Source organism: Croceicoccus sp. Ery5 (assembly GCF_020985325.1).
Taxonomy (GTDB): Bacteria; Pseudomonadota; Alphaproteobacteria; order Sphingomonadales; family Sphingomonadaceae; genus Croceicoccus.
This window is the reverse complement of record NZ_CP087587.1, coordinates 3,603,544-3,627,838: the sequence shown is the minus strand read 5'-3', so window position 1 is coordinate 3,627,838 and position 24,295 is coordinate 3,603,544. Positions and strand designations below refer to the sequence as shown.

The window sequence follows — 24,295 nt, the reverse complement described above, 5'->3', positions numbered from 1 at the left end:
CAGATTAGGCCCTAAACCGCCCGCCATGACGGATATCAGCCCCAAAACGGCCTCTTTCGGCTATGAGGAAATCCCCGAAGACGAAAAAATCGCCCGCGTCGGCGCGGTGTTTTCGGGCGTGGCCAAAAAATACGACATCATGAACGATGCCATGTCGGGCGGCATGCACCGCTTGTGGAAGGACCGTTTCGTGCGCCGCGTCAAACCGCGCGGCGGGGAACGCATTCTCGATATGGCGGGCGGCACCGGCGACATTGCGTTTCGCATGGCCGATTCGGGCGCGGACATCACCGTGTCCGACATTAATCAGGACATGCTGGACGTCGGCCTTGAACGCGCGGTGAAGCGCGGCCTTAATGATTTCGTCTGGTCATGCCAGAACGCCGAGGCGCTGTCGTTTCCGGATCGCAGTTTCGATGCCTATACGATCGCGTTCGGCATTCGCAATGTCACCCATATCGACCGCGCTCTGGCCGAGGCATATCGCGTGCTGAAACATGGCGGGCGGTTCTTCTGCCTTGAATTTTCGACCACCGAATGGCCGGGTTTCAAGGAAATCTACGATCAATATTCGCACAGGCTCGTGCCCCAGATCGGCAAGATGATCGCAGGGGACGAGGACAGCTATCGCTATCTGATCGAATCGATCCGCCGCTTTCCGACCATGCCCGAATTCGAACGCATGATCGGCAATGCGGGTTTCGTGCAGACGAAGGTAGAGCCGATCATGGGCGGGCTGGTCGCGATCCATTCGGGCTGGAAGATCTAAGAAGCCCGTGACCAAACCCGCCACCCATATCTACCGCCTCCTCAAATGGGGCCGCATCCTTGCGCGGCACGGCGCGCTGCGCATTGTCGAGGATCATCCGCAAACACCCGGCCCCGTCCGCCGCCTGTGCCGGATCGCGCGCTTCGGGACGATCCAGCCCAAACAGCCCCAATATGCCGCGGCGTTTCAGGACATCGGCCCCGCCGCGATCAAGCTGGGCCAGACGCTGGCCACCCGCCCCGATCTGGTGGGCGAGGAAGCCGCGCGCGATTTGCTGACATTGCAGGATTCGCTGCCGCCCGTGCCGTTCGACCGGATCGCCGCGGCCATCGAGGCGAGTTTCGAGCGGCCATGGACCGATCTGTTCGATTCGATCGGGGAAACGCCCGTCGGCGCGGCCAGTATCGCGCAGGTGCATCGCGCCATTACCAGGGACGGCCGCACCGTCGCCGTCAAAGTGCTGCGCCCCGGCATTCGCGAACAGTTCAGCCGCGACATCGACACCTATGAATGGGCCGCCGCCCATCTGGAAGCGCTGGGCGGAGAGGCGAAACGCCTGCGCCCGCGTCTGACCATCGCCAATTTCAAGCGCTGGACCAATCGGGAGCTGGATTTGCGGCGCGAGGCGGCAAGCGCGTCGGAACTGGCCGACTCGATGCATGCGGTGGCGGGTTTCGCCGTGCCCGGGATCGACTGGGACCGCACCAATGGCCGCGTGATGACGATCGAATGGATCGACGGCATCAAGATGTCGGACCGCGAGGCCTTGCTGGCTGCGGGTCACGATTTGCAGGATATCGCGCAAAGGCTGGTGCTGGCGTTCCTGCGGCAGGCGATCAGCGGCGGGTTTTTCCATGCCGACATGCATCAGGGCAATCTGTTCGTGCAGGCCGACGGCACCATCGTCGCCATCGATTTCGGCATCATGGGCCGCATCGACCGCCGTGCGCGGGCATGGCTGGCGGAAATCCTCTATGGGCTGACCACGGGCAATTACCGCCGCGTGGCCGAAATCCATTTCGAGGCGCAATATGTGCCCAGCCACCATTCGGTCGACGAATTCGCCACGGCCCTGCGCGCTGTGGGCGAACCGATGCGCGGCAAGCCGGTCAGCGAACTGAGCGTCGGCCAGATGCTTGACGGGCTGTTCGCGATCACGCGCGATTTCGACATGCAGACGCAGCCGCATCTGTTGCTGCTGCAAAAGACGATGGTGATGGTCGAGGGGATCGCAACCCAGCTGTATCCCGGCATCAACCTGTGGGATGTCGCGGCGCCCTTCGTGCGCGAATGGATCCGCGACGAGCTGGGGCCGGAGGCCGCGATTGCCGAACGCATCCGCACCGATACACAGACATTGCTGCGCATCCCCGACCTTGTCCGTCGCATCGAAGAGCAGTTTCCGGCCAAGGGCGGCGCGCCCGAACCGCCGCCGCTGGCCGATGTGGAGCTGATCTGGGAACGCCGCGCGCGCAAGAAGGTGCAGGGCGGCGCATCGCCGATGCCCTATGTGCTGGGTGCTGGCATCGGCGGCGCGGCGGTCTATGCTGCGATGATGATGGGCTGGATCGGATAGGAGCGAACAGGTGGCACCGCGAAAGATCCTGCTGATCGTTGGCGGCGGCATCGCGGCCTATAAGGCGTGCGAGCTGGTTCGCCTGATCCGTAAAGGCGGCGCGGAGGTGACCTGCGTGGTCACCGAAGGCGGCCAGCATTTCGTGACTCCGATGACGCTGGCGGCCCTGTCGGAAAAGCCCGTTTACACCACCTTGTGGGACCTGAAGAACGAGGCGGAGATGGGCCATATCCAGCTGAGCCGCGAGGCCGATCTGGTGGTGGTCTGCCCCGCGACGGCCGATCTGATGGCCAAGATGGCGGCGGGGATCGCCGATGACCTTGCCACCACGCTGCTGCTGGCCACCGACAAGCCGGTGATGGCCGTGCCCGCGATGAATGTGCGCATGTGGGACCATCCCGCCACGCGCCGCAATGTGGCGCAATTGCGCGCCGACGGGGTGACGGTTCTGGAACCCGACGAAGGGCCGATGGCCTGCGGCGAATTCGGCGCGGGTCGCTTGCCCGAGCCGGAAGGCATCTGGCAGGCGATCACCCGTTTCGGCGAAGTCGATCCGCTGAGGGGCCAGCCCGATTTCGCGGGCGAAACGCATCGTCCGCTGCATGGCCGCCACGTCCTCGTCACCGCAGGCCCCACGCATGAGCCGATCGACCCCGTCCGCTATATCGCCAACCGGTCGAGCGGGAAGCAGGGCTTTGCCATTGCCGCCGCTGCCGCCGCGGCGGGGGCGCAGGTCACGCTGATCGCGGGGCCGGTCCATCTGGACACGCCGCCGGGCGTCGACCGCTATGACGTCGAATCGGCGGTCGAAATGCTGGAAGCGGTGGAACAGGCGCTGCCTGCCGATGTGGCGATCATGGTCGCCGCCGTCGCGGACTGGCGCGCCGCCGACCGGTCGGCGCAAAAGATCAAGAAGGACGGTTCGGGTCAGGTCCCGCCGCTGCCGCTGGCCGTGAACCCCGATATTCTGGCCAGCGTCGCCGCATCGCCAGCCCGCCCGCATCTGCTGATCGGTTTTGCAGCCGAAACCGACCATGTCGTCAGCCATGCGCAGGCCAAGCGGCTGCGCAAGGGCGCGGACTGGATCGTCGCCAATGACGTATCGGGCCCGCCCGGAAGCAGCGTTATGGGGGGCGACAGCAACACGGTCCATCTTGTCACCGGCGACGGGGTAGAGGACTGGCCCGCCATGCCCAAGGACAAGGTCGCCGCCGCTTTGGTCGAGCGGATTGCCGCGCATTGCAACAAGGACGCCGAATGATGAAGCCGCACGACCCCGTACCCGTTCCCGTGATGCGCCTGCCCGGCAATGACGATCTGCCGCTGCCGTCCTATGCGACCGAGGGTGCGGCGGGGATGGATGTGATTTCCGCCGAGGACTGGATCATCGCGCCCGGAGAGCGTGTGGCTGTCGCCACCGGCCTCGCCGTCGCCATTCCCGAGGGGTTCGAGATCCAGATCCGCCCGCGTTCGGGGCTGGCGCTGAAGCACGGGATTACCGTGCCCAATACGCCGGGCACTATCGATTCGGATTATCGCGGCGAGTTGAAGGTGATCCTGATCAACCACGGTCAGGAACCCTATGAGGTGCAGCGCGGCGACCGGATCGCGCAAGCGGTGCTGAGCCCCGTGGTGCGCGCCAGCTGGCTGAAGGTGGAGCATCTGGACGAGACGAAGCGCGGTGCAGGCGGTTTCGGCTCCACCGGCTTCGGTTCGGCGGAAGTCAGCCCGATCAAGGGCGATCAGGACTAGATTTTGCCAAAAGGCCCGGCCGCCCCTCAGTAACGTCGGCCCTGCGCCCTTCTCTCTGACGCTGGGGCCTAACGGCCGGGCAAGTCATGCGGGGCGGGTGTGGCCTCATAACAGATGAGTCCGCCCCGAGGGAAACGCTTCGCCCCGACGCATGAGGCCGTCGGGGACGAATCGCCCTGCTTCTATAGGAAATGCGCGCTTTCCCGACCCTGAACGGTCAGAATGCGGGGAACGGTCAGAATGCGGGGAGCGTTCAGTCCAGCGAGCGAACCTTTTTCGACCCGTCTTCGGGCGCGATCGAGATACGCACGGTTTCGCCCGACTGGCCGGGGAAGTCGGTGAACATCGCATCGACCAGATTGGGCACCAGATATTGCAGCCGGTTCGATGTCGACACCGCCTCTGCCTTGCCCTCGAACAGGCGTTCGCCCGACACGCGATTGTCGATCTTCATATCGATGCCGCTGGTATAGACGGTATAGCTGCGCACATCGGGGCCGCCCGCGAAGAACGGATCGTACCAGCCATAACCCCATGCCGACCGGTAATAGGGGCGGCGGCCATAGAAACCGCCGTACCACGGGCTGAAATAGGGATCGCGATAGAAACCGGCGCCGGTCGTCGTCACCTTTTCGCGGCCCGTATCGACGCCATAGTCAAAGCTGACCAACAGATCCGCCGTTTCGGGCGATGCCTGCGTATAGCCCAGCTGCGTCATTTCCTGCGCGACATAACCCGCATATTGCGAGAATTCGAGGCCGCCCTTCAATGCCGGATCGTCGGCGACGACGGCAAAGCTCATCCCCTGTGGCGCGGGCAATTGCGCCTGAAAGCGCGAGACATCGGCCTTGAACGGCGTGGAGCAGGCGGCGACGCCCGCGACCAGCAGCGGTGCGGCCAGCATTTTGGCCCAAAAGCCGAAACGGGCGGTCTGTCGCGGGGATGTCATCGACTTGCTCTCCAATTGCAGTCCACGGGCGCCGGTCCGCTGCCAATATCGCGCAGGACGCCGCAAATCTTGCACATCCTGTAGCGATTCGCCGGTGAACGAAAGTTGAATATCGACTTTCAAACGCCCGACAAGCTTCGCTGTTTCATGGCCTTAGGCGCACATGGCCTAACGCAGCAGCCCCAGCGCTTTATACGCCCCCGCCAGCGTCGGTGCCGCCGCCTCGCGCGCCTTGGCCGCGCCGCGCGCCAGAATGGCGTCGATCTGCTCCACATCGCTCTTCAGCTCGTTGAAGCGGGCGGTCACGGGGCGCAGATGTTCGACCAGCAATTCGCCCAGCGCGGGCTTGAACTTGCCGAAACCCTCGCCGCCGAAATCGGCCAGCACGCCCGCAACCGTGTTGTCGGTCAGCGTGGCATAGATGGCGACAAGGTTCAGCGCCTCGGGCCGGCCAGCCAGCCCCGCGGGCTCCGACGGCAGCGGTTCGGGATCGGTCTTGGCCTTCTTCACCTTTTTCATCACCGTGTCGGGATCGTCCGACAGGTTGATCCGGCTCATATCCGAAGGGTCCGACTTGCTCATCTTCGATGTGCCGTCGCGCAGCGACATGATGCGCGCCGCATCGGGCGGGATGATCGGTTCGGGCAGGGTGAATAGCGGTGCGTCTTCGGTGCAGAAGTCGTTGTTGAACTTTTGCGCAATGTCGCGTGCCAGTTCCAGATGCTGTTTCTGGTCCTCGCCCACCGGCACATGGGTCGTCTGGTACAGCAGCACATCGGCAGCCTGCAGCACCGGATAGGTGAACAGCGCGGCGCTCGCCCCCTCGCGGTTCTTGCCCGACTTGTCCTTGAACTGCGTCATGCGGTTCAGCCAGCCCATGCGCGCCGTGCCGTTCAGCAGCCATTGCAGCTCTGCATGGGCGGGAACCTGCGCCTGGTTGAACAGCACCGATTTCTTGCTGTCGATCCCGCATGCCGTCAGCGCGGCGGCCATGGTGCGCGTGTTCGCCGTCAGCGCGGCTGGATCGTGCGGCATGGAAATCGCATGCAGATCGGCCAGGAAGAAAAAGCAGTCATGCCCGGCCGCCGCCGCCTCGTCCTGCATGCGCACCCAGTTGCGGATCGCGCCGAGGTAATTGCCGAGGTGAAGATTGCCGGTGGGCTGGATGCCCGAAACGATACGCATGAAAACTGCCTTTTTGGGATTATTCCGATAGGTCGACGGGCTTGGCCGGTCGCTTGCGCCGTAGCTGCGCGATCAGGTCTTTGTCGAGTGCGCCGATGATCCACGCCACCGCGAAGAACACGAAAGCGCCCGCGCCGACCAGCGCGGCCAGCGACCAGACCCGTTCGATCACGCTGGCGCCATAGCGGTCCGCCATCAGCGGCACGATCAGCCACAGCACCGCACCCATGGCCGCCGTCGCCACCAGCTGCCGCGCGATCCGCCCGCCCAGTTTCGCGGTGAAATGGAACCAGCCGCGCATCTGTAACACGGTATATAGCGTCAGCACGTTCAGCGTGGAGGTGATCGCCGTCGCCGCCGCCAGCCCAACGATGCCGTAACGCGGCACGACATAGAAATTGATCGCGATATTCACGGCCAGCGCACCCGCCGCGATCCACACCGGCGTCTTGGTGTCCGACCGGCTGAAAAAGGCAGGCTGGAACACTTTGACAAGCACATAGGACGGCAGGCCCGCGACCAGTGCCATCACGATATTGCCCATGATAAGGCCATCGTTCGCCGTCATCTTGCCGCCGACGAAAAACGCCGTGGTGAAGGCAGGGGCGCAGATCGCCAGCGCCACGGCGGCAGGCAGGGTAAGAAGCGTCGCCATCTCGACCGCATTGGTCTGTAGTCGCTGCGCCTCGCGCGTGTCGCCGGTCTGGATATGGCGTGCCAGCATCGGCAGGATCGCGGTGCCCAGTGCAATGCCGACAATGCCAAGCGGCATCTGGTTCAGCCGGTCGGCCAGTTTCAGCAGCGTCAGCGAGCCTTGCGGCAGGCTGGTGGCGAAGAACGTGTCGACGAACTGGCTGATCTGATAGATGCCCGCGCCGAAGGTGGCAGGCAGGATCAGCATGCCAAGCCGCTTTACCTCTGGCGTGAAATGGGGGCGGGTGATTTTCAGCGTTACCCCCGCCTTGCGCACGGCCCAGACCATATAGGCCAGCTGCACCGCCCCCGCGGCAGGAACCGAAATGGCAAGCGCGGTGGCGATATCGGCATCGCTACCGCCGTGATGCCCGATATAAAACCCCGCACCCAGACCGGTAATCAGCACGATATTCAGCAGCACCGGCACGAAAGCACCGGGCGCAAAGCGCGAGCGCGCGTTCAGCAGGCCCGACAGCATGGCCACAAGGCTGACCAGCGCGAGATAGGGAAAGGTCACGCGGCTGAGCATGACCGACAGCTCGAATTTGCCGGGCACCTCTTGATACTCGCGCGCGAGCAGCCACACGATTCCCGGCATCGCCAGCATGGCCAGCGCCGAAAAGCCCAGCAGCACCCAGACGAATACCGACAGCGTATCGTTCGCGAACCGGTTCGCCGCCGCCTCGCCCTCTTCGGAATGGAGGCGGTGCGAATACATCGGCACGAAGGCGACCGAGAAGGCCCCTTCGGCAAACAGGCGGCGGAAGGTGTTGGGCAGGATGAATGCCAGCTGGAACGCGTCCGCCGCTGCCCCCGCGCCCAGCACGCGGGCAAGCAGCATGTCGCGCGCAAAGCCGAACACGCGGCTCAGCGCGGTGAGCCCTCCGATCGTCCCGACATTGCGGACGAGGCTCATATATTAAGGCTTTTCCGGCTCGCGGTTCAGGCCTGACCGGCGAACGGCTGTTCGCCCGCCTGACGGCGCTGTTCCATCTGTTGCTGGTAAAGCCCCGCGAAATCGATGGGGTCGAGCAGCAGCGGCGGATAGCCCGCATCGCGCACGGCATCGGCCACGACGCGGCGCAGGAAGGGGAACAGGATGCGCGGCGCTTCTGCGAACAGGAACGCATGGCCCTGCGCTTCGGGAACGTTGCGAATGCCGATCAGGCCGCAATAGGTCGCCTCGACGATATAGGCCGTGCCCTGCGCCGCCTTGGCCGTGCAGGTCACTTTCAGCGCGACTTCGTGCACCTCGCCGTCGATCTGGTTCGACTGGATGTTGAACTGCACGTCCAGCTGCGGCTGGTCGTTCCACTGATAGCTTTTCGGCGCGTTCGGGTTTTCGACCGACAGGTCCTTCACATATTGTGAAATCAGCCCGATGGCGGGCTGGTTGTCGGTGCCGTTGCCTGCGTTGGTGCCAGCGTCCAGATCGGTCAGGATATTGCCTTCGTCGGCCATGATGTCTTTCGTTTTCCGATTGCGGTCGGCGCGCCCCTCGCGCGCCCGTGTCGGTTGCGGCGCGTAGCATCGCGCGGCGGCGCGGGCAACCGGCCAGCGCCGGAGGGCGCGAATTGGCAGCAAGCGCCAGAGGGCGCAAATTGGTGGCCAGCGCCGGAGGGCGCAAATCGACAACATGCGCCAAGACGCGAAAATGCGCCCGTTTTGCGCCGGATCGGTCCGGTCACCGGTTGTTCACCCTGTTTGTATATTTGTGTTTGTTGCCTATTTAAGGCAGGTTCGCCTTTCATGCCGGCGATGGGGCCGGCCCAATGCTTAATTACGGATGGATCACTCGTGATCGTCGAAATCGTCATTCTCGCCATGATCGCCGCCTTTCTGGGCCTGCGTCTCTATTCCGTCCTCGGCCGCCGTGCCGAGCATGAGGAGGAGATGCTGGGCCGAATGCCGCATACGCCCGAGGCGCAGGCACCTTCGCCGCGCTCGCAAGCGGCGGACGGCACCGGCGCGGCGGACGACCGGCAGCTTCCCGGGCTGGAACGCGCGCTGGCGGGCATTCCGCTGGGCGCGCAGCGCGCGGTGCGCGAGATTGCGAATGCAGACCGCCGCTTCACGCCTGTCGCCTTTATCGAGGGCGCGAAGAGCGCGTATGCCATGATTCTGGAAGCGTTCTGGAAGGGTGACCGCGAGACTTTGAACGAGCTGTGCGACGATGATGTCTATGCCAGCTTCGTCGCCGCGATCGATGCGCGCGAAGCGGCCGGCGAATCGGTCGAGAATCGCCTGATCCGGATCGAGGAAGCGGAAATCGTCGGCGCCGATTTCGATCATCCGATGGCGCGCATCACCGTGCGTTTCGCATCCGATATTGCCGCCCTGACCAAGGACAAGGACGGGAATATGATCGCGGGTTCGCTCGACGATGCGATCCAGTCGCGCGATGTCTGGACCTTCAGCCGCAAGGTGACCGCGATGCGTCCCGACTGGCTGCTCGACGAAACCGACGAAGGCTAAGCCCGCGGGGCTGGCGGGGGGACAGACCGTGCCGCGCAATCGGGCTGCGCCTGCTGCCGCTTTATTGCTTCCTGCCATGGCGCTGCTGGCCGCTTGCGCCGGTTCGCCGCCCGAACCCGTTCCCCCGCCCGCGCCCGACAGGGCCGCCGATGCCGCGCTGGATGCTGGCCCTGCGGTCAGCACCATGGCGCTGGAACCCGGCGATGCGGCGGCGGCGCTTGCTTCCTTTGTCGAAAGCTGCCCCAAGCTATTGGTCCGCACCGATGCCAGCGGGCTGACACGGGCCGAAGACTGGCGCGCAGCCTGCGATGCAGCGCGCGTCTGGCCTGCCGCCACAGCGCGCGATTTCTTTGCAGGCTATTTCGAATCGGTGCGGGTCGCGCAGGGTGACGGGTTCCTCACCGGCTATTTCGAACCGCAGATAGAGGGCGTGCGCGAAAAGGCGGCAGGCTATGACGTGCCCGTCTATGGCATGCCCGCCGATCTGGTGCGCCAACCCGGCTATACGGGCGAAGGGCGTGCGCCTTTGGGCCGTGTGACCGATGACGGGCGGTTCACATCCTATTACGAACGGTCCGAGATCGTCGCGGGCGCGCTGGACGGACGCGCGCCGGTGATCGGCTGGGCGAAAGACCCGATCGATTTCTTCTTCCTGCAGATTCAGGGCTCCGGCCAGTTGCGCGCACCCGATGGCAGCGTGATGCGCATCGGCTATGCCGGTCAGAACGGGCGCGAATATGTCGCCATCGGGCGCGTGCTGCGCGAACGCGGCGTATTCCAGCCGGGCGAGGCGACGATGCAGGGCATTGTCGACTGGTTGCGCGCCCATCCGGACGAAGCCGAAGAGGTGATGAGCGCCAATAAAAGCTGGGTGTTCTTTCGCGAGCTGACCGGTGATGGCCCGCTGGGCGCGCTGGATGTGCCCGTTCGTCCCCATGCCAGCGTCGCCGCCGATCCGCGCTTCGTGCCGTTGGGCGCGCCGGTCGTGATCGATGCCGACCATGACGGCGATCGGTTCGGGGCGGACGGCATCTGGATCGCGCAGGATACGGGCGGCGCGATCAAGGGCGCAAACCGGCTGGACACGTTCTGGGGCGCGGGAGAGCGCGCGAAAGAGATCGCGGGCAGCATGTCGAGCGAGGCCGAAGTCACTTTGCTGCTGCCGCGCGGCACGCTGGCGCGGTTGGGTGCCGCGAGGCGATGAGGCGCCGCCAGCGCGAATTGGATGCAGAAGAGCGACGGGCATGGGCGCATCTGGCCGCCACCGTCACCCCCATGCCCGGCCGCAAACGGCCCGAAACGCCGAGGAAAGCGCCGGAGCAACCGCCGCCGCCGCCCAAACAGGCGCCCAAATCCGCATCGCGTTTGAAATCGCCCCGCCCGCAGCGCGCAGCGCCCCCGCCGCCTCCCCCACCGCGCGTTCCGGACGAAAGCGGTGGCGGGCTGGATCGCGGCTGGGACCGCAAGCTGGGGCGCGGCACGATCGACCCCGATTTCACCATGGACCTGCACGGGCTGGGGCTGGACGCGGCCTATCGCAGGCTGGAAGCGGGGATGACGCAGGCCATCGCGCAACAGGCCCGCGTGCTGCTGGTGGTGGCAGGCAAACCCCGTCCCGTCGATGCGGCGGACAGGGGCAGCAAGCGCGGCGCGATCCGCGCAAAACTGCTCGACTGGCTGGCGGCCGGTCGTCATGCCGGACAGATCGCCGCCATACGCAAGGCCCATCCCCGCCACGGCGGCGCGGGCGCGATCTATATCATTCTGAAACGCCAGCGATAACGGGCGGTCAGTCCATCCCCATGCTCCACGCATGGCCGAACTGGATGTAGAAGATCGCGCCATCCGGCCCGAACGCCACATCCATCCCCGCATCCACGCCCAGCTTGCGCGCGATGCGATAGCGGAAGCCCCCGCCGCCCGCGAATACCGCGCCCGAATCTTCGAAGAACTTCGACGATCCGGCATAGGCCGTGCCATAGCCCGCAAATCCGACGACCGACCAGCGCGGGAACAACTGGCGCGTCACCTCGACTTCCGAACTCCATGCCGTGCTGCCCTGATAGCGGCCCGCCTGCACCCCGCGCAGATCGACCGAAGGCGCGAAAAACGACGGGAAATCGCCGCGCGCGGCATCCACCTCGGTCTTGGCGCCCAATGTCCATTTTTCGGCGAGCGGATAGAATGCATAGACATCCGCGTCATAGATTTCGAAATTGCGGTCGCTGCCGAAACTGTCCGAATTGAACTTGCCCTCGACAAAGGCGTTGAACCCGCTGCGCGGCGTGACCGCATTGTCGCGGCTGTCGAAATGCATGCCAAAGCCCAGCGCGCCGGTCGTCAGCTTGCGTTGAAAGTCGGACGGGAAATCGTCGGGCACGCCCTCTATCGCGGGCAATTCCACGCTGGTCTTCAGCCCGCGAAAATCGACGATCGGCCCCAGCGAAAAGCGCGGATCGGCCAGATGCAGCCGTGCCGATCCGAAAATGCCATATTGGTATTTGTTCGTATATTCGATCCCGTCGGGCGCAAAGGCGGGATACATGTCGAGCGATATTTTCCCGTGCCCGATCCCGAATTTATAGGAAACGCGCCCGTCGAATGCCTGTCCCGACTGGAAATAGCCGATACCGTATGACCCGTTTCCCGTCTTGATGCCGCCCAACATGCGCCGCGTGGTGCGTTGCGGCTGGCCGGGAGTCATGTCCACGAATTGCGCCACCACGCCGAAACCGCCGTCGACTGCCGGTTCGGTGATGATCACGGGCATGGGAAAAAACCCGCCCGTCATCAGGCTTTCGGAAAAGTCGAGCTTGCCATCCTCGTCATCGTAGAACGGGTCGAGGAAGCCGCCATGCTTGCTGCCATGCGGCTGATCCACCGGTGCAGGTGCAGGCGGCGATATCTCACCCTCGGCAGGGGCGTCCTGCGCCAGAGCGGGTTGCGCCATCAAGGCCAGCGCCGCCACCAGAAAAACCCGATTCAGCCTGCGCCCCACACCAAACACCCATGCCTGCATCGCCGCGACCGGCGGCGTTCCGGCAGGCAGGATAGCGCGGCGCATGGGCGCGAATATCGGGGTAAGCCCCGATGCGGCCTGTTTTATGCAAGCAAAAGGGGCGCCCCGCCAATCGGCAGGACGCCCCCGATGATAGCGCGGCCGGTGCCGGATCAGGCCGGTTGCGGTGCCTGTTCCGCCTGCGCGATCTGGTCCGCCGGCTCGGTGCGGATCAGATAGTCGAAGGCCGAAAGCCCTGCCGTCGCGCCCTGCCCCATCGAAATGATGATCTGCTTATAGGGCACATCGGTCGCGTCGCCCGCCGCGAACACCCCGGGCAGGTTGGTCGCGGCTCTGGCGTCGGTCACGATCTCGCCGTGCTTCGACAGTTCGAGCCCCGAATCCTTCAGCCACTCGGTATTGGGCACCAGACCGATCTGCACGAACACGCCCTGCAATTCGACCTTGTGAAGCTCGCCCGATTCGCGGTCCTTGTATTCAAGGCCCGACACACGCTCGCCATCGCCGAGGATTTCGGTCGTCGCGGCAGAGGTGATGATGTCGACGTTCTTCATCGACCGCAGCTTGTCCTGCAACACCTGATCGGCGCGCAGCTTGCTGTCGAATTCGATCAGCGTGACATGGCCGACGATATTGGCCAGATCGATCGCCGCCTCGACGCCCGAGTTGCCGCCGCCGATCACCGCGACATGCTTGCCCTTGAACAGCGGGCCATCGCAGTGGGGGCAATAGGCAACGCCCTTGTTGCGATATTCCATCTCGCCCGGCACGCCCAGATTGCGCCAGCGCGCACCGGTCGTCAGGATCAGGCTGCGCGCTTTCAGCGATGCGCCATTAGCCAGCTTCACCTCGTGCAGTCCGCCCGCTTGCGATGCGGGGATCAGCTTTTCCGCCGTCTGCAGGTTCATCACGTCGATGTCATACTCGCCGACATGTTGTTCCAGCGCGGCGGCCAGCTTGGGCCCTTCGGTATAGGGGACGGAAATGAAATTCTCGATCCCCATGGTGTCGAGCACCTGCCCGCCAAAGCGTTCGGCCGCGATGCCGGTGCTGAAACCCTTGCGCGCGGTATAGACCGCTGCCGAGGCACCGGCAGGGCCGCCGCCGACGACGAGCACTTCGAACGCGTCCTTCGCGGCGATCTTTTCGGCCTGCTTTGCGGTTGCACCGGTGTCGATCTTGGCAAGGATTTCCTCGACACTCATCTTGCCGCTGGCGAACATCTCGCCATGCAGGAAGGTGGCGGGCACGGCCATCACGCCGCGCGCGTCGACTTCGTCCTGAAACGTCCCGCCCTCGATCAGGGTGGCGGTGATGCGCGGGTTATACAGCGCCATCAGGGTCAGCGCCTGCACCACGTCGGGGCAATTGTGGCATGACAGCGAGAAATACATCTCGAAATCGAAATCGCCTTCAAGACGCTCGATCTGTTCCAGCACTTCGGGCTCGACCTTGGGCGGGTGGCCGCCTGCCCACAACAGGGCAAGGACGAGCGAGGTGAATTCGTGGCCCAGCGGGATACCGGCAAAGCGGACCCATTTGGCGGGATCGCTGGCGCGGCGGATGATAAAGCTGGGCTTGCGGTCGTCATTGCCGTCGAAAGAGGCGCTGACCTTGTCGTTCAGCTCTGCGATTTCGTTCAGCAATTCGCGTGTGTCGTCGGACTTCTTCCCCTCGCCGAGCGAGGCGACGAGTTCGATCGGCTCACGCAGATTGTCGAGATACTGCTTAAGCTGCTGTTTCAGATTGGCTTCAAGCATGGCGGGGGCCTCCTGTTTCACATATTCTGGACGCAAAAGCGGCCCGGACGGCGGGACCATCCGGGCCGCTCCGCTTTTCGTGCCCCTTCACGGGAAGAGGGCGTGTGTTGGATCAGATCTTGCCGACGAGGTCGAGCGAGGGAGCGAGGGTCTCGCTGCCTTCTTCCCACTTGGCGGGGCAGACCTGGCCGGGGTTGTTGCGGACGTACTGGGCAGCCTTGATCTTGCGGACCAGTTCCGACGCGTTACGGCCAACGCCTTCGCAGGTGATTTCCATGATCTGGATCACGCCATCGGGATCGACGACAAAGGTCGCGCGGTCGGCAAGGCCCATTTCCTCACGCAGCACGCCGAAATTGTTCGACAGCGTGTGCAACTGGTCGCCCAGCATCGGGAACTGGATCTTGCCGATCTTTTCCGAAGTGTCGTGCCATGCCTTGTGGCTGAAGTGGGTGTCGGTCGAAACGCCGTACACTTCCACGCCCATGCCCTTCAGCGTTTCGTACTGGTCGGCCAGGTCTTCCAGCTCGGTCGGGCAGACGAAGGTGAAGTCGGCGGGGTAGAAGAAGAAGACGGCCCAGTTGCCCTTCACGTCGGTGTCGGCAACGTCGAAGAAGTCCTTGCCGGCCTGAAAAGCGGTGGCCTTGAACGGCTTGATCGTGCTTCCGATGATACCCATGCGGTGTTTACTCCATTGGTGTTTGCCGGGATGCGATAGTGCACCACGGACGTGAATTTCCGTTGCGAGACACCAGATAGGCGCTGCACCCGCGAACCCCAAGCGGAGAAAGCCGATAAGTTTGATAGAATTATTCAATGAAACGGAATTAATCGGTTTACCCGATCAATTGCACGATCCGTCAGCGGCAATTTCCGGCGTCGCCGCGGATGCTTCGTTTCAGGATTTTCGCAATTGCAACAAAGGCTTCACCCGCATTGCGCGCGATGCAGCAGGAAATGATCGGCCAGCGTCAGGGCCATCATCGCTTCTACCACCGGCACGCCGCGCAGGCCCACACAGGGGTCGTGACGGCCCTTGGTCACGATCTCACCCTCGGTAAAACCGTCCGAATCATCGCTTCTCCTGATTGTCGGCACGGGAATCAGGATCGAACTGGTCGGTTTGAACGCCACGCGCAGGCGCACGGGCTGTCCGGTGGAAATGCCGCCCGCGATTCCGCCTGCGTGATTGGCATCGAATGTCACCCCGCCCTGTGCAGGCCGCATCGGATCGGCGTTTTCCTCGCCCGACAGGCGTGCGGCCTCGAACCCGTCGCCAATCTCGATCCCCTTGACGGCATTGATGCCCATCATCGCGGCGGCCAGATCGGCATCCAGCTTGCCATAGACCGGCGCGCCCCAGCCCGCTGGCACGCCCGTCGCCTCGCACGTCACGACCGCGCCCAGCGACGACCCCGCCTTGCGCGCGGCGTCGAGCTTTTCGGACCAGCGGGCGACGGCGGCGGCATCGGGGCAAAAGAACGGATTGGTCGGGATCAGCGCGGGATCGAAACGGGCCGGATCGATGGCATCGCCGCCCATTTCCGACACCCATGCGCGGATCGTCACGCCCGGGATGATCTTGCGCGCGATCGCGCCTGCCGCGACACGCGCGGCGGTTTCGCGGGCGCTGGACCGGCCACCGCCGCGATAGTCGCGAAAACCGTATTTCGCGTCATAGGCGTAATCGGCATGGCCGGGCCGATAGCTTTGCGCGATGTCCGAATAATCCTTGGACCTTTGATCGGTGTTTTCGATCATCAGGCTGACCGGCGTGCCGGTGGTGCGCCCCTCGAACACACCCGACAGGATGCGCACCTCGTCCGGCTCGCGCCTTTGGGTGGTAAACCGGCTGGTGCCCGGGCGGCGCGCGTCGAGGAAGGGCTGGATATCCGCTTCGTCCAACGCGATCTGCGGCGGGCACCCGTCCACCACCGCGCCCAGCGCGGGTCCGTGGCTTTCGCCCCATGTGGTGAAACGCAGCACGCGGCCGAAACTGTTGACGCTCATGACTGTCCTTCCTGTCCGGCCCTATTCATCCGTTGCGCGCAAAAGTCCACCTGCCCTATCGGCGGCGGCACACGAAAATGACGCGAAAGGCAGCATGATGAGCACGATTCTATATGGCATCCCCAATTGCGACACGGTGAAAAAGGCGCGCAAATGGCTGGAGGGCGAGGGGATCGATTATGCGTTCCACGACTATAAAAAGGCCGGTGTGCCGCAAGATCATCTGAAAGCATGGATCGCCGACATGGGCTGGGAAGCGATCCTGAACAAACGCGGCACCACGTTCCGCAGTCTGTCCGACACGGACAAGCAGGATATCGATGCCGCCAAGGCAGAGGCGCTGCTGATCGCCAATCCGTCGATGATCAAGCGGCCCGTGGTGGAATATGACGGCGGCCTGCTGGTCGGGTTCAGCGATAAGGAATGGGCTGCCGCGATAAAAAAATAATGCGAGGCACTCGCAATACGATCCATCCGCCCTATATGCGGGACGAATAATGGATCAAAGGAAGCCCATGGCCCGCCCCGAACCGCGCACGCTCGCCCTCCTGTCTCGCACTCAGGTTACGCCCCATATGGTGCGCTTGCGATTGGGCGGTCCGGGGTTGGCCGGCTTTCCGCAAGGGTCCGAAGGCGGCTATGTCAAACTGCGCCTGTCAGAGGGCGGCGATGGCGCAAAGCCGGTGGTGCGGACCTATACCATCCGCCATCAGGGCGAGGACGGGCTGGATATCGACTTCGTCGTCCACGGACTGGATCACGATACGCCCGGTCCGGCGGTCAGCTGGGCGCTGAATGCCGCGATCGGCGACACGATCAAGGTGGGCGGACCGGGGCCAGCCAAGCCGCTGCCCGAAGCCATGGACCGCTATCTGGTGGCGGGCGACATGACCGCCTTGCCCGCGATCTCGGTCAATCTCGAATCGCTGCCCGCCGATGCGCGGGGTGCTGCCGTGATCGAAATCCAGCACGAAGACGACCGGCAGGACATCGCCGTGCCCCAGGGGTTCGCGATCCACTGGCTGGTCAATCCGCATGCGGGCAATGATCCCGAACTGCTGCTGCGAACAATGCGCGGACTGGGCTGGCAGGACGGCGAAACCTATGCATGGGTTGCCGCCGAATTTTCGACCATGCGTGCCCTGCGCGATTATTTCCGCATCGAACGCGGGCTGGGTCCCGACCGGCTCTATGTCTCCAGCTATTGGAAACAGGGCGAGGACGAGGATAACCACCGCGTAACCAAGCGTGCCGATCTGGACGCGGTGGGCTGACCGCTTAACCCTTTCCCCGTCTTGCCTTTTGTGCCAGTCCGATCGCTGGACTGACAGGGGAAGGGTCGCACCATGAAATCACTGAAACTCGCCGCCGCGGGGCTTGCATTGGCCACCGCCACCATTGTCGTGCCGGCCTATGCGCAGGACGCGGCAGCAGAGGCCGCCCCGCTTGACCCTGCGCGCCTTGCAGCGGCGCAAAAGATGGTCGCCTATTTGCTGCCCGACGGTTCCTATGCGCGCATGATGGAACAGAGCATGGACCAGATCGTCGCCATGTCGATGAATTCGGTGATGGACCTGCCGATGCGCGATCTGGCCGCGCTGGGAGGAGTGAGCGAACAGGACCTTGCCAGTGCTGGCGAGGGAACGATGCGCGAGATGATGGCGATCCTCGACCCCCATTTCGAAGAGCGGCAGACCCTGTCGATGCGCGCCATGATGTCGGCCATGACCGGCGTGATGACATCGATGGAGCCCAAGATGCGCGAGGGATTGGGCGAAGCCTATGCCGCGCAGTTCACCACTGCCGAATTGAACGAGATCACGCGCTTTTTCGAAACGCCCGCTGGCGGGAAATATGCGGCCAGCGCGATGATGGTCTATATGGACCCTGCCGTGATGGCGCGGATGCAGGAAATGGTCCCCGCGCTGATGCAGGAAATGCCCGCCATCATCGAAGAGACCAAGCAGGCGACCGCCCATTTGCCCCCGTTGCGCTCGGTGGACGAGCTGACCGAGGACGAGCGAGAGAAGCTGGGCGGGATGATCCGCGAGGATTAGGCCCGCCGCGCCGTGACGATATAGTTCAGCGCCAGATCGTCCGAAATCTCAAGCCCGCGCAGGGGCGAAAAGGCGATGCCCCTCGGCTCGTCCATCTTTAGCCCTGCGGCGGACAGCAATTCGCGCAATTCGTCGGGCGTGACGAAGTCGTCCCAATGATGCGTGCCGCGCGGGACCATGCCCATCCGCTCGGCCCCCTCGACCAGCAGCAGTTTCGACCGCGTGGTGCGATTGGGGGTCGACAGCACCATCAGCCCGCCGTCGGCCAGCCGTTCCTGTAACTGGTGAACGAAAGCGCCTTTGTCGGCCACATGCTCGATCACTTCCATCGATGTGACGAGGTCGAACCGCCCTTCATCCAGCGATGCAAGTTCCCCCGCGTGATAGGCGATGTCCAGCCCGCCCGCGGCGGCATGGGCGCGGGCAGCCCCGATATTTTCGGCCGCGGCATCGACGCCGGTCACCGCCGCGCCCAGCCGGGCCAGAGGTTCGCACAACAGGCCCGCGCCGCAGCCCACATCCAGCGCCCGTTTGCCCGCCAGCGGATGGCGCGCGCGTATATCGCCGCCCCAATGCAGATCGATGGCATCGCGGATAAAGCCCAGCCGCACGGGATTCAGCCGGTGCAGCATGGCCGACGACCCCTTGGGGTCCCACCAGTCCGCTGCCAGCGCGCCGAAATGCGCGGCCTCTTGCGGCCGGATCGTATTGGCCGGCAGACTGGTTACAGGTGATATTGTTGCATTGCCCATGCCATCCCCTTAACAGCGCGCCATTCGAACGGCCAGCATTCGCATGGCCCCACTCGCAAACGGACAGGAAGAGGCGAAGCATTTGGCGCGCATCGTGATGAAATTCGGCGGCACCTCGATGGCGGGGACGGAGCGGATCCGTCGCGTCGCCAATATCGTGCGCCGCCAGCAGGCCGCAGGGCACGAGGTGGCGGTCGTCGTCTCTGCCATGGCGGGCGAGACCGACCGGCTGGTCAATTTCTGCCGCGAGGCGAACCCGCTGTACGATCCGGCCGAATATGATGTGGTGGTCGCGGCGGGCGAACAGATCACCAGCGGCCTTCTGGCGCTGACCCTGCAGGCTTTGGGCTGCAAGGCGCGGTCGTGGCTGGGCTGGCAGCTGCCGATCCATACCGACAATGCCCATGCCAAGGCCCGCATCGGCGAGATCGAGGCCGATGCCGTCATCGCCAGCATGCAGGCGGGCGAGATTGCCGTGATTCCCGGCTTTCAGGGCCTTGCCGAGGATGGCCGCGTGGCCACGCTGGGACGCGGCGGCAGCGATACCAGCGCGGTCGCCGTGGCGGCGGCGGTGAAGGCGGACCGCTGCGACATCTATACCGATGTCGACGGCGTCTATACCACCGACCCGCGCATCGTGGCCAAGGCCCGCAAGCTGAAGGCCGTGACGTTCGAGGAAATGCTCGAACTCGCCTCGGTCGGGTCCAAGGTGTTGCAGACCCGTTCGGTCAGCCTTGCGATGAAGGAAAAAGTACCCGTTCAGGTGCTGTCGTCATTCGTCGACGACGATGCGCCACTTGCTGATGAATTGCCCGGAACGCTGATCGTCAGCGAGGAAGAGCTTGAAGGACTCGACATGGAAAGCCAGCTGATCACCGGCATCGCCGCCGACAAGAACGAAGCCAAGGTCATCCTGACCCGCGTGCCCGACCGCCCCGGCGCGGTGGCCAGCGTATTCACCCCGCTCGCGGCGGCGAATATCAATGTCGACATGATCATCCAGAACGTGGGCCGCGAAAAGGGCGAGACCGACGTGACCTTTACCGTGCCCAGCGCCGATCTGGTGCGCACGCAGGCCCTGTTGGAAGAGCATAAGCCGCATATCGGCTTCAACCGCATCATCACCGACCCCAAGGTGGCCAAGATTTCGATCGTGGGCGTCGGCATGCGCAGCCATGCGGGCATCGCCAGCACCATGTTCAAGGCGCTGGCCGACCGCGGCATCAATATCCAGGCAATCTCCACCAGCGAGATCAAGGTATCGGTGCTGATCGACGAGGATGAGACCGAACTGGCCGTGCGTGTGCTGCACACGGCCTATGGCCTCGATTCGGTCGACGACGCGGCCTGAGCCATTGCCAGCGCGGATTCGTGACGAGCGCGAATCCGATGCGGGCGCGATCGCCAGCCTGATCGAGCGCGCCTTCCTGACCGCGAAACACGCGGGCGGGAACGAAGCTGCGATTGTCGCCGCCTTGCGCGCCGCCGATGCGTTGAGCGTCTCCTTGGTGGCGGAAAGCGACGGTATTCTGACAGGCCATGTCGCATTCAGCCCCGTTCTGATCGACGGGCGCGATATGGGCTGGTTCGGGCTGGGCCCGCTGGCCGTGGCGCCCGAACACCGGCATCACGGCACGGGCGCGGCGCTGGTGCGCCAGGGGCTGGCGCGCCTGCGGGCGGCAGGTGCGTCGGGCTGTGTGGTGCTGGGCGATCCGGACTATTACGCGCGCTTCGGCTTTGCTCCCGACCGGGCGCTGGTCTTGCCCGATGTGCCCGCTCCGTATTTTCAGGCTCTGCGATTCGACGATGCCGAAGGCGCGGGCATCGTCGCCTATCATCCGGCATTCACTGGCTGACCGCCAAACGAAAACCCCCGCCGGACTTGCGCCAGACGGGGGTCTTGGTGATTTGCCGGTCGCAGCCGCTTATTCGGCGGGTGCTGCCTCTGCCGGTGCTTCTGCCTCGGCGGCTTCGGTCGCGTCGGCGGCGACTTCGGCTTCGGTCTCGGCAGCCACTTCGGCGCCTTCTTCACCCTCTGCCGCTTCGTCGGCGGGCGCTTCTACCACTGCGGGCAGCGGCAGGTTCGAACCCATGGTGTTCAGATAGGCGATGATATTGGCGCGGTCTTCGGGATTGCTCAGGCCAGCAAAGCTCATCTTGGTGCCGTTTGCGAAATTGCGCGGGCTGGTCAGCCACGCATCCATATTCTCGAACGTCCAGGTGCCGCCATGGCCCGACAATGCGGAGGAGAAGGCGAAGCCCGCCTTACCCTGACCGATCGGCTCGCCCATCGTGCCATAAAGATTGGGGCCGATCCCGTTCGGTCCGCCCTGATCGATGGTGTGACATGCGATGCACTTGGCGAACACCGCCTCGCCCTTGGCGACATCGGCGGTCGACAGCAGCATGGCCAGCGACGGCCCCTCGGCGCCGCCCTCTTCCTCGACGCCCTGGATCACGTAACCCAGCTCTTCCGGCCGCTCCATGTCGAAAATCTGGCCGCTGATGCTGGAAAGGCCGAGGGCGACGACGCCGCCGAACAGGGTCCAGCCGAAGATGGTATTGAGCTTGCCGTCCATCAGAGAAAATATCCGTCTGCGAGTGCGTGCTAGAAAAGCGTAGGTATCGATTGGGGCCGATATGGCTCGCGCGCCGCTCTAAATAAGGGTTTGCCGCATGACAAGGGCGTTTCATGCCCTAATGCGATTCCTCCCCTTGCTTAACCCACTTGGCACGGGCGCGGCGAAGCCGTAACGGCTGGCCCCATGAACGCGCCCGTATCCCAGAAAGCCAGCCCCTATGCCGCTCCGGCGATGGCGCTGGTCAGCAAGATGACCCGTGCCGCCCTGGCAGAGCCGGAGCGCGCGGTATCGTTTCAGGGCGCGCCGGGCGCGAATTCGCATATCGCCGCGCTGGAATACGATCCCGACTGCCTGCCGATGCCGTGCTTTTCCTTTGCCGACGCGATCGACGCAGTGAAAGAGGGGCGGGCCGCGCGCGCGATCATCCCGATCGAGAATTCGCATAATGGCCGCGTGGCCGATATCCATTTCCTGCTGCCCGAATCCGGCCTTGCCATCACGGGTGAGCATTTCATGGAAATCCATCACAATCTGATGGGCCTGGGCGACGGGCCGTTCCGCGCGGTGATCAGCCATCCGCAAGCCTTGGGCCAGTGCCGCCACCGGCTGCGCGCCGACGGGCTGGTGGGCATGGATCACGCCGACACGGCGGGTGCGGCGGCGACCGTTTTCGAACAGCAGGACCCCGGCCTTGCCGCCATCGCGCCCGAAATGGCGGCGGGGCTGTACGGGTTGAAGATCGTGGCCCGCGATATCGAGGATGCGCATGACAATATGACGCGCTTCGTCATGCTGGCGAAGGACGGGCTGGACCCGGCGACCATTACCGGCCCTGCAATGACCACTTTCGTGTTCGAAGTGCGCAATATCCCCGCCGCGCTGTACAAGGCGCTGGGCGGTTTCGCGACCAATGGCGTCAATATGACCAAGCTGGAAAGCTATCAAAAGGGCGCCGCATTCGCCGCGACCGAGTTCTATGCCGATATCGTCGGCGCGCCGGGCCAGCCCGCTGTTGACCGCGCATTGGAAGAGCTGGGCTTTTATTCAAAGCATTTGCGGATTTTGGGCAGCTATCGCCAGGCGCGTCCGCGCGGTTGATTGCGCGCCGATAACGGGTCGCGGGTCATCCGCCGCGCTTGCGCCTAGCCGCCGATCAGGAACCAGACCAGCGCGCCCGTCATGCTGATGACTGCGCCGACCATCCGATCGGTCCATGTCGTGCGATAGGGCGCTGACCGCGCCTGCATTGCGGCAGGCGCGGGCTGTTCGGGCGTAGATCCGGTTTCGATCCAGATGGCGCCTTGATCGATAGTCGTATCGACCGGCCCCGCAGCCTCCGGATCGGTGAAGGCAAGATCGTCAGGGAAGTCGCGCTGCCGCATCACGGTCATGGTCATGATGCGACAGCGCGATCAGGACTGTTGTCGCGCCACCCGTCCATCCCCCAACGGCGGATGTCGCGCCATGTCAGTTGCGATAAAATCGCGCAGGTCCTGCTCTCTGACATGAAATAATACTATAAACGCTGGCTGAACGTTGGCATCATCCAAATTGATGATATGGCAAATTTGAACTATCGCACAGTGAAGTTATCATTCCGATTCGGGGACGGAATATACAAAAGTTAATTGACCATATTTACGACAGTCTGGTCGATGAAGAGGTTCTGGCCACCCTGCCGCAGCGGATTGCGGACGAAATGGGCACGCGCAGCGCGCTGATCCAGGCATGGGGACGCGATGGTTCGGTGCGGCTGTTGTACAGCAACAGCCATTATTCCGACGAAATGCTCCATCATTATGTGGTGGAAGGGTTCAACCGGCTGGACCATTGGGCCGAGGTGCTGTTCCACCCCGACCGGCTGGACAGGGGCGTGGCGCGCTCTACCGAATTCATTTCGACAGAGGCGCACCGGCTGACCGATTTCTATAACGAGTTTTTTCGACGGTTCGGCGACGATCCCGGACAATGCCTGGGCGGGGGCTTCAGCTTTCCGCAGGACAGCGCACTGGGCATTGCGGTGCATCGCGCCATCGACGAGGCTGAATTCGACACGAACCATGTCACGCGGATGCAGGAAATCGCCGGTCACGTGGCGCGCATGATGCGCGCGCGCGACCGGATGCATGACGCAAGGCTGCATTCCGATCTGCTGGAAGCCTCGCTCGACACTATGGGCGCGGCCATCGTCATGCTCGATGCGTCGGGCAAGGTGAACTTTGCCAATGCAAAGGCGCGCGAACTGGACGAGCGGTCGGAATGTATCTCGCTGGCCGGCGGACGGGTCATGCTGCGCTCGTCCCGCGAAAACCAGCGTTTGCAGGCGGCCATCGCTTCGCGCCACCGTGTCGGCGGCAGCGGCGATGCCTTTGCCTGCTGCGCGGATCGCGGCCAGTCGTGGCGCATCCACGTGCTACCTTGCCAGCGCGGCGGAGTCAGCGGCTGTATGGTGATTGTCGAGAATGGCCTTATCCCGATGGACATGGGGCGGCGCCTGCAATTGCTTTATGGCCTGTCGCCTGCCGAAAGCCGTGTGGCGATGGGCATTGCCGAAGGGCAGAGCGCGGCGGAACTGGCATCGACCCTGCTGGTCAGCCCTGCCACGGTGCGCACCCAGATCCGCCATGTTTTCGAAAAGACGCAGATCAGCAAGGCAACGCAATTGTCGCGCCTGATTGCATCGCTGCCGCCGGTGCCGGCCGTCTGACGCAGC

Annotated in this window: 25 protein-coding genes; 14 read left to right on the top strand and 11 right to left on the bottom strand. The window is 64.0% G+C overall.

Annotation, left to right across the window (positions count from 1 at the left end):
• The first annotated feature begins 25 nt into the window (after positions 1–25).
• The 4 genes from LOZ74_RS17125 to dut are packed head-to-tail and all read left to right on the top strand — an operon-like array spanning position 26 to position 4,097.
• Positions 26–769, top strand: coding sequence for a class I SAM-dependent methyltransferase (locus LOZ74_RS17125; RefSeq protein ID WP_230292188.1), 744 nt, complete (start codon positions 26–28; stop codon positions 767–769).
• Positions 770–776: 7 nt separating this feature from the next.
• Complete coding sequence (ubiB, locus tag LOZ74_RS17120) at positions 777–2,345, top strand: 2-polyprenylphenol 6-hydroxylase (protein ID WP_230292187.1); 1,569 nt, start codon at positions 777–779, stop codon at positions 2,343–2,345.
• Positions 2,346–2,355: 10 nt separating this feature from the next.
• Positions 2,356–3,606, top strand: coding sequence for a bifunctional phosphopantothenoylcysteine decarboxylase/phosphopantothenate--cysteine ligase CoaBC (gene coaBC, locus LOZ74_RS17115; RefSeq protein ID WP_230292186.1), 1,251 nt, complete (start codon positions 2,356–2,358; stop codon positions 3,604–3,606).
• Entirely contained in the window at positions 3,603–4,097 is a 495-nt protein-coding gene (dut, locus tag LOZ74_RS17110; RefSeq protein ID WP_230292185.1) for a dUTP diphosphatase, read from the top strand. The genes coaBC and dut overlap by 4 nt, the downstream gene beginning before the upstream one ends.
• 253 nt (positions 4,098–4,350) lie before the next feature.
• Here dut and LOZ74_RS17105 read toward each other — a convergent pair whose 3' ends face one another.
• The 4 genes from LOZ74_RS17105 to secB all read right to left on the bottom strand — a co-directional run bounded on the left by LOZ74_RS17105 (position 4,351) and on the right by secB (position 8,388).
• Positions 4,351–5,046: a DUF4136 domain-containing protein gene (locus LOZ74_RS17105; protein WP_230279703.1), complete on the bottom strand. Its 696-nt coding sequence runs from the start codon at positions 5,044–5,046 to the stop codon at positions 4,351–4,353.
• A 168-nt stretch (positions 5,047–5,214) separates the two neighbouring features.
• Positions 5,215–6,231, bottom strand: coding sequence for a tryptophan--tRNA ligase (gene trpS, locus LOZ74_RS17100; protein WP_230292184.1), 1,017 nt, complete (start codon positions 6,229–6,231; stop codon positions 5,215–5,217).
• Positions 6,232–6,250: 19 nt separating this feature from the next.
• On the bottom strand, positions 6,251–7,843 hold the full coding sequence (gene murJ / locus LOZ74_RS17095; protein ID WP_230292183.1) for a murein biosynthesis integral membrane protein MurJ: 1,593 nt from the start codon (positions 7,841–7,843) through the stop codon (positions 6,251–6,253).
• 26 nt (positions 7,844–7,869) lie between these two features.
• A complete protein-coding gene (gene secB / locus LOZ74_RS17090; protein ID WP_230292182.1) occupies positions 7,870–8,388 on the bottom strand; it encodes a protein-export chaperone SecB in 519 nt (172 codons plus the stop codon).
• 336 nt (positions 8,389–8,724) lie between these two features.
• Between secB and LOZ74_RS17085 the strand changes: the two genes are divergently transcribed.
• From LOZ74_RS17085 to LOZ74_RS17075, 3 genes are read left to right on the top strand one after another with little or no spacing between them, the layout of a single operon-like run.
• The gene (locus tag LOZ74_RS17085) at positions 8,725–9,402 is read left to right on the top strand and encodes a Tim44/TimA family putative adaptor protein (protein WP_230279707.1); all 678 of its coding nucleotides are present in this window, start codon (positions 8,725–8,727) and stop codon (positions 9,400–9,402) included.
• A 28-nt stretch (positions 9,403–9,430) separates the two neighbouring features.
• Positions 9,431–10,606, top strand: coding sequence for a murein transglycosylase A (locus LOZ74_RS17080; protein WP_230292181.1), 1,176 nt, complete (start codon positions 9,431–9,433; stop codon positions 10,604–10,606).
• The gene (locus LOZ74_RS17075; protein WP_230292180.1) at positions 10,603–11,184 is read left to right on the top strand and encodes a Smr/MutS family protein; all 582 of its coding nucleotides are present in this window, start codon (positions 10,603–10,605) and stop codon (positions 11,182–11,184) included. Before LOZ74_RS17080 ends, LOZ74_RS17075 begins: the two co-directional genes overlap by 4 nt.
• Positions 11,185–11,191: 7 nt before the next feature.
• Here the strand turns inward: LOZ74_RS17075 and LOZ74_RS17070 are convergent, their stop codons facing one another.
• From LOZ74_RS17070 to aroC, 4 genes are all read right to left on the bottom strand, one after another.
• Positions 11,192–12,466, bottom strand: coding sequence for a BamA/TamA family outer membrane protein (locus tag LOZ74_RS17070; protein WP_230292179.1), 1,275 nt, complete (start codon positions 12,464–12,466; stop codon positions 11,192–11,194).
• Positions 12,467–12,573: 107 nt separating this feature from the next.
• Positions 12,574–14,181, bottom strand: coding sequence for an alkyl hydroperoxide reductase subunit F (gene ahpF, locus LOZ74_RS17065; protein ID WP_230292178.1), 1,608 nt, complete (start codon positions 14,179–14,181; stop codon positions 12,574–12,576).
• 112 nt (positions 14,182–14,293) lie between these two features.
• Complete coding sequence (ahpC, locus tag LOZ74_RS17060) at positions 14,294–14,860, bottom strand: alkyl hydroperoxide reductase subunit C (RefSeq protein WP_230279712.1); 567 nt, start codon at positions 14,858–14,860, stop codon at positions 14,294–14,296.
• 248 nt (positions 14,861–15,108) lie between these two features.
• Positions 15,109–16,191 (bottom strand): chorismate synthase, encoded by a 1,083-nt coding sequence (aroC, locus tag LOZ74_RS17055; RefSeq protein ID WP_230292177.1) that lies wholly within the window; start codon positions 16,189–16,191, stop codon positions 15,109–15,111.
• A 97-nt stretch (positions 16,192–16,288) separates the two neighbouring features.
• On the opposite strand from aroC, the gene LOZ74_RS17050 reads away from it, so the two are divergent.
• From LOZ74_RS17050 to LOZ74_RS17040, 3 genes are all read left to right on the top strand, one after another.
• On the top strand, positions 16,289–16,639 hold the full coding sequence (locus LOZ74_RS17050) for an ArsC family reductase (protein ID WP_230293945.1): 351 nt from the start codon (positions 16,289–16,291) through the stop codon (positions 16,637–16,639).
• A 67-nt stretch (positions 16,640–16,706) separates the two neighbouring features.
• The gene (locus tag LOZ74_RS17045) at positions 16,707–17,465 is read left to right on the top strand and encodes a siderophore-interacting protein (protein ID WP_230292176.1); all 759 of its coding nucleotides are present in this window, start codon (positions 16,707–16,709) and stop codon (positions 17,463–17,465) included.
• A gap of 72 nt (positions 17,466–17,537) precedes the next feature.
• Positions 17,538–18,248: a DUF2059 domain-containing protein gene (locus LOZ74_RS17040; RefSeq protein WP_230292175.1), complete on the top strand. Its 711-nt coding sequence runs from the start codon at positions 17,538–17,540 to the stop codon at positions 18,246–18,248.
• Here LOZ74_RS17040 and ubiG read toward each other — a convergent pair.
• The gene (gene ubiG, locus LOZ74_RS17035) at positions 18,245–19,000 is read right to left on the bottom strand and encodes a bifunctional 2-polyprenyl-6-hydroxyphenol methylase/3-demethylubiquinol 3-O-methyltransferase UbiG (protein ID WP_230292174.1); all 756 of its coding nucleotides are present in this window, start codon (positions 18,998–19,000) and stop codon (positions 18,245–18,247) included. The two genes, LOZ74_RS17040 and ubiG, sit on opposite strands and share 4 nt — an antisense overlap.
• Before the next feature lie 97 nt (positions 19,001–19,097).
• Between ubiG and LOZ74_RS17030 the strand changes: the two genes are divergently transcribed.
• Both LOZ74_RS17030 and LOZ74_RS17025 read left to right on the top strand, forming a co-directional pair.
• A complete protein-coding gene (locus LOZ74_RS17030; RefSeq protein WP_230281888.1) occupies positions 19,098–20,351 on the top strand; it encodes an aspartate kinase in 1,254 nt (417 codons plus the stop codon).
• A 4-nt stretch (positions 20,352–20,355) separates the two neighbouring features.
• Positions 20,356–20,856, top strand: coding sequence for a GNAT family N-acetyltransferase (locus tag LOZ74_RS17025; RefSeq protein WP_230292173.1), 501 nt, complete (start codon positions 20,356–20,358; stop codon positions 20,854–20,856).
• 69 nt (positions 20,857–20,925) lie between these two features.
• On the opposite strand, the gene LOZ74_RS17020 is transcribed toward LOZ74_RS17025, so the two are convergent.
• The gene (locus LOZ74_RS17020) at positions 20,926–21,579 is read right to left on the bottom strand and encodes a cytochrome c family protein (protein ID WP_230292172.1); all 654 of its coding nucleotides are present in this window, start codon (positions 21,577–21,579) and stop codon (positions 20,926–20,928) included.
• Between the two features lie 186 nt (positions 21,580–21,765).
• Between LOZ74_RS17020 and LOZ74_RS17015 the strand changes: the two genes are divergently transcribed.
• Positions 21,766–22,680 carry a prephenate dehydratase gene (locus LOZ74_RS17015; RefSeq protein WP_230292171.1) on the top strand — a complete coding sequence of 305 codons (915 nt, stop codon included), beginning with the start codon at positions 21,766–21,768 and terminating at the stop codon, positions 22,678–22,680.
• A 44-nt stretch (positions 22,681–22,724) separates the two neighbouring features.
• Here the strand turns inward: LOZ74_RS17015 and LOZ74_RS17010 are convergent, their stop codons facing one another.
• The gene (locus tag LOZ74_RS17010; RefSeq protein ID WP_230292170.1) at positions 22,725–22,979 is read right to left on the bottom strand and encodes a hypothetical protein; all 255 of its coding nucleotides are present in this window, start codon (positions 22,977–22,979) and stop codon (positions 22,725–22,727) included.
• A gap of 302 nt (positions 22,980–23,281) precedes the next feature.
• Between LOZ74_RS17010 and LOZ74_RS17005 the strand changes: the two genes are divergently transcribed.
• Entirely contained in the window at positions 23,282–24,289 is a 1,008-nt protein-coding gene (locus LOZ74_RS17005) for a helix-turn-helix transcriptional regulator (protein ID WP_230292169.1), read from the top strand.
• The last annotated feature ends 6 nt before the right edge of the window (positions 24,290–24,295 follow it).

Excerpts from the sequence above, each read along its gene's own strand:
- LOZ74_RS17125 (WP_230292188.1), top strand. The coding sequence starts at position 26 with ATGACGGATATCAGCCCCAAAACGGCCTCTTTCGGCTATGAGGAAATC.
- dut (WP_230292185.1), top strand. The coding sequence starts at position 3,603 with ATGATGAAGCCGCACGACCCCGTACCCGTTCCCGTGATGCGCCTGCCC.
- LOZ74_RS17105 (WP_230279703.1), bottom strand. The coding sequence starts at position 5,046 with ATGACATCCCCGCGACAGACCGCCCGTTTCGGCTTTTGGGCCAAAATG.
- trpS (WP_230292184.1), bottom strand. The coding sequence starts at position 6,231 with ATGCGTATCGTTTCGGGCATCCAGCCCACCGGCAATCTTCACCTCGGC.
- murJ (WP_230292183.1), bottom strand. The coding sequence starts at position 7,843 with ATGAGCCTCGTCCGCAATGTCGGGACGATCGGAGGGCTCACCGCGCTG.
- secB (WP_230292182.1), bottom strand. The coding sequence starts at position 8,388 with ATGGCCGACGAAGGCAATATCCTGACCGATCTGGACGCTGGCACCAAC.
- LOZ74_RS17075 (WP_230292180.1), top strand. The coding sequence starts at position 10,603 with ATGAGGCGCCGCCAGCGCGAATTGGATGCAGAAGAGCGACGGGCATGG.
- LOZ74_RS17070 (WP_230292179.1), bottom strand. The coding sequence starts at position 12,466 with ATGCGCCGCGCTATCCTGCCTGCCGGAACGCCGCCGGTCGCGGCGATG.
- ahpF (WP_230292178.1), bottom strand. The coding sequence starts at position 14,181 with ATGCTTGAAGCCAATCTGAAACAGCAGCTTAAGCAGTATCTCGACAAT.
- ahpC (WP_230279712.1), bottom strand. The coding sequence starts at position 14,860 with ATGGGTATCATCGGAAGCACGATCAAGCCGTTCAAGGCCACCGCTTTT.
- aroC (WP_230292177.1), bottom strand. The coding sequence starts at position 16,191 with ATGAGCGTCAACAGTTTCGGCCGCGTGCTGCGTTTCACCACATGGGGC.
- LOZ74_RS17050 (WP_230293945.1), top strand. The coding sequence starts at position 16,289 with ATGAGCACGATTCTATATGGCATCCCCAATTGCGACACGGTGAAAAAG.
- LOZ74_RS17045 (WP_230292176.1), top strand. The coding sequence starts at position 16,707 with ATGGCCCGCCCCGAACCGCGCACGCTCGCCCTCCTGTCTCGCACTCAG.
- LOZ74_RS17040 (WP_230292175.1), top strand. The coding sequence starts at position 17,538 with ATGAAATCACTGAAACTCGCCGCCGCGGGGCTTGCATTGGCCACCGCC.
- ubiG (WP_230292174.1), bottom strand. The coding sequence starts at position 19,000 with ATGGGCAATGCAACAATATCACCTGTAACCAGTCTGCCGGCCAATACG.
- LOZ74_RS17030 (WP_230281888.1), top strand. The coding sequence starts at position 19,098 with ATGAAATTCGGCGGCACCTCGATGGCGGGGACGGAGCGGATCCGTCGC.
- LOZ74_RS17020 (WP_230292172.1), bottom strand. The coding sequence starts at position 21,579 with ATGGACGGCAAGCTCAATACCATCTTCGGCTGGACCCTGTTCGGCGGC.
- LOZ74_RS17015 (WP_230292171.1), top strand. The coding sequence starts at position 21,766 with ATGAACGCGCCCGTATCCCAGAAAGCCAGCCCCTATGCCGCTCCGGCG.
- LOZ74_RS17010 (WP_230292170.1), bottom strand. The coding sequence starts at position 22,979 with ATGACCATGACCGTGATGCGGCAGCGCGACTTCCCTGACGATCTTGCC.
- LOZ74_RS17005 (WP_230292169.1), top strand. The coding sequence starts at position 23,282 with ATGGGCACGCGCAGCGCGCTGATCCAGGCATGGGGACGCGATGGTTCG.